Annotated in this window: 2 protein-coding genes and 1 pseudogene; all 3 read right to left on the bottom strand. The window is 60.5% G+C overall.

The genetic code is table 11. From position 1 onward, the window contains the following. The coding region (locus HXO69_RS08775; protein ID WP_296546580.1) for an aminotransferase class I/II-fold pyridoxal phosphate-dependent enzyme at nt 1-873 on the bottom strand (873 nt) is incomplete at its 3' end. Nucleotides 874-1,094: 221 nt separating this feature from the next. Continuing rightward, nucleotides 1,095-3,506: an extensin gene (locus tag HXO69_RS08770; protein ID WP_296546578.1), complete on the bottom strand. Its 2,412-nt coding sequence runs from the start codon at nt 3,504-3,506 to the stop codon at nt 1,095-1,097. 19 nt (nt 3,507-3,525) lie between these two features. Further along, nucleotides 3,526-3,712, bottom strand: a pseudogene (locus HXO69_RS08765) (ABC transporter substrate-binding protein); the annotation flags it as partial.

The raw sequence follows: 3,712 nt of genomic DNA, 5'->3' as shown, positions 1-3,712 counted from the left end.
GCGCTCCATCACCGCATCCTCATGCTCGATGGAGGCGATAGCCGCCGCCTCCGCCAGCGCCGTCACCGCGAACGGGGTCGCCGCCACGCGCAGGTGCTGCGTAATCTGCGGATGCGAAATCGAGTAGCCCACGCGTAGACCCGCCAGGCCCTGCGCCTTGGAGAAGGTGCGCAGAATGATGACGTTCTCGTAGTCACAGTAGATATCCAGGCCGTTCAGCGGAGGCTCTTCACCCTCCTGCACGGTGGAGGCAGCGCAGAATTCGAAGTACGCCTCATCAATCACCACGGGAATGTGGGAGGGCACCTTCGCCAGGAACGCACGAATCTGGCTTTCGGTGACGGCGGGACCGGTCGGGTTGTTGGGGGTGCAGACCAGAATCAGGCGGGTGCGCTCGGTGATGGCGGCGGCCATGGCGTCCAGGTCGTGCGAGCCGTCGGGCAGGTTCGGCACCTGCACGCTGCGAGCGCCCATGATGCCGACAAGGATCGGGTACGCCTCGAAGGAACGCCAGGCGTAGATGACTTCGTCCTGAACGCCGTCGGCGTTTACGCCGGCGAAGGTTTTGAGAATCTGGTTGAGCGCGCCGAGACTACCGGCACCGGTGACGATGTCGTCAGCGTCCACACCCAGTCGTGCGGAGAGCTTCTGTCGCAGGGCGGTGGAGAGCGGGTCGGGGTAGCGGTGCGCGGTCGCAAATTCTGCGAGGACGCGCGCAACCTCGGGTACGGGGCCCAGCGGGTTCTCGTTGGAGGAGAGCTTGTACTGGGTGAGGCCTTCAACGGGTGCGGGCGGCTTGCCTGCCGCGTAGCTGGGCAGGGTGTTGAAGACGGGGCGGAACGGGATGTTGGCGTGTTCAGCTGACTGGCTCATGCTTCCAGTATGTGCCTGCGGGCGGCTCGGAGGCTAACGCTTCTCACCTGGAGAGCAGGTCACGAGCCGAGTCGGCAACATTCCAGCGGCGAGCGCTGTACGCATAGATGGAGGGGCGCCGCCGGGGTTGTTCCCAGCGGCGCCCCTGTTTCTCTTCTCTACTCTACTCGTCCCCTCCACCCTCCACCGAGCCGTCAAGATTGGTTCTTGAGATTGGGCTTTTAGACCATCAGGGGTTCACGCTCCTCGAGGGGAGTCAGGTCCTCGGGAGGGCCTGGTGCGCGGAACCCGGGATCGATATTCTCGGGCGGAGTTGGTGCGAGGAATCCCGGGTCAATGCTCTTGGGCGGGAGCATGGGCGCAGGTTTCAGGTCCGGCAGAGTGGGGATGAGCGACTCACCGCCGTCGTAATCTCCGCCCTGTCCGGATTGGAAGATTGGAGGATTCTTGAGAGCAGAACCCACACTAGGGAGCTGCAATTGCTCGATGAATGGCTGAGTAACAGCCTTTTCGATGTGCGTATGCAGATCTACAGGTTTGGGCAGAATGTCCGGTGGAATCAGACCTGCAGGGGGTAGCTGCCCCTCTGCCTCGATTCGAGCGGGCATCTTGATGGGCGCAGGCTCGGGGCGGCTCAGGTCGCTCGGCATATTGATGGCGGGCGGCAGATGCTGCGGGTTATATCCCTGCAGGAGGGGCGCCTTGGGCATCTGCGGTGCAGGAGTTTCGGGCCAGGCGGGCGGCGGGCTCTGAGGCTTTTCCGACGGAGTCGGCTCGGGGTGAGGAATCGTCTTCTGGGCACCCTCGATGACGGCGGGGATTTGCTGAGCAACCGCCCAGGCGGCTTCTCCAACTTCTCGCTGAAGACCCTCGGCCTTCTGCTTGGCGATTTCCATGCCCTGCTGAACGTCTGAGACGGTGTCTTCAACATTCTGTCGAATATTTTCGATACTCTCTCGCACTTTACGCTTTGCTTTAGCTAGGTGCCCGCCTGTCTGCCCGTCAATCGCCTCAACTACGCCCCAACCACTAAGCCCAGTTCCTGATGCTAAAGTAGCGCCACCGTAGGTTCCGATACGTCCGGCTGTTATACCGATTCGTACAGCAGATGGCAGACCATCCGGCATAGTTGAGGCGGAGGTAACCTTCTGCTCCCCCAGCACATACTCTTTACCGTCCATTGCGGCACGCATGCCGCCAGGCACCTTGCTGCTATACCCTTGACTGTATAGAGCTTCTTGGTAATTTTCGGCATGATGCTTATAGTTATCGACGGTGATTACCGTATCGCGTTCATCGGGGCGCCACGCTCCCTTGAAAATCTGGGCAAAAAGAGACTGCTCTGCCACATCAGGAACCCCATCGCCTTCTCCTTCCACGTAATCCACAGCAAAGTCACGTTGTTTAGCAGGCATAACCCGCAATGGGGTGCCTTGGGCATAAATACCCACAATGTTGATTTCTTCGGCAATTTTTTGGCTATTCGCCATGTTGTAGGCAATCATGGCTCCCTGACTGAAGCCTTCCATGTACACGCGGGCTCCCTGGGGTGCCCCTGCATCACGTAGAGCCTGCAAAACCATCTCGTAAGCGGCATTCATGTAACCCAGCCTGGATGATTCATGCGTGATACCGGCTGGGTCTATAGGAGACCCTTCGAGGGAATCAAAGACAGTGCCGGGGATACTCACGACATACAGGGCATGGGCTGGGTCGCCTTCGTGTCCTGCTTCGTACATGACGGTGACGAGCACGGCACCACGTTCAGCGGCCGAGGGGTTCTGTCGGGAACGCTCAAGTTCAAGGTCCTGCGCTTTACCAATAGCCAGCAGACGGTCCGAGCTGGCGCCTACAGAAAGCTGGTTTTTCTCGCCACGATGCGCAGCAATACCGTATTCGTCGGCAGAAGCGGTCCGAATATTGTGAGCCTTAGCGCCAAGAAAAGTATCGATTCCAGATTTAATGATGCCGAATAGGCCACCTCCCAGCGCCTTTCGAACGAGCCCTCGCGGAATACCAAACATGTCTGCAAGACGGTCAGCTGTTCGCGAGCGCGCAATTTCGGGGTTCCATGTGGCATCCATGTAGGCGGTGAAGCCGAAGAGAATACCCGCTACGAGAGGCGAATAAGGCAGCGCCCGAGATGCCGAGAAGTACCCAAGCTCGGGGAAAGTGAGCTTGATGAGGTAGTCGGCTTCGCCGGGTTCTCCAGCGATGAGGCCGCGGAGGTGGTCTCGGGTGCTGCGTCCGTCGGGTAGCTTGCCATCCTTCGCGATGCCCATGGACTCGAACCAACCGGCAACAATATTTTCGGTCTGCAGGTAGGAGCTGTGGGCTGCGCGGACGGCGGCTGCGGTGGCGCTGAACTTTAGTGCGCTTCCGCCGAGGTCTGTAGCGAGGCCGGCACAGAGGCCAGCTGCCTGCTGGGCGCGTCCGTTAATGCCGAGGAAGAGCCGGGTTTCGGCGGCAATACCGAGAATCGGCATGGTGCGGTCGGCGCAGGTGCGGCTGACGGTGTCGAGCCCGTCGGCAATGGCGGGCATTTCTTCGAGGGCGACGCTGATGGTGCCTGCGGTGGGCCCTGCAGAGTCGCTGAGGTCACCGATGGGTGCAACGGTGGGTCCGGTAAGCATGGTTTCTCCTAGGGTGAGGTTAGTGGGTTCGGATGAGCGAGCTCAGCCCGTCGGGCAGGTTCACGTGCATGAGTGAATCGAGCGCTGACTGGGCTTTTTGCACGCCTGAGCGGGCGATGATTTCGCCGGGGTCAAGCTTTTCGAGGGCGTCCGTGACGCCGTCGGCGAGTTTGCCGAGTAGGTTATCTACGGCGGAGGCGGCGGCT

The organism is Rothia sp. (in: high G+C Gram-positive bacteria), from assembly GCF_015265375.1.
In the GTDB taxonomy this organism is placed as follows: Bacteria; Actinomycetota; Actinomycetes; order Actinomycetales; family Micrococcaceae; genus Rothia.
Note: the sequence above shows the minus strand (reverse complement) of the source record. Positions and strands in the feature narration are given on the sequence as shown.

What these genes read in the sequence shown, in the direction of transcription:
- HXO69_RS08770 (WP_296546578.1), bottom strand. Translation starts at nt 3,506, where the DNA reads ATGCTTACCGGACCCACCGTTGCACCCATCGGTGACCTCAGCGACTCT.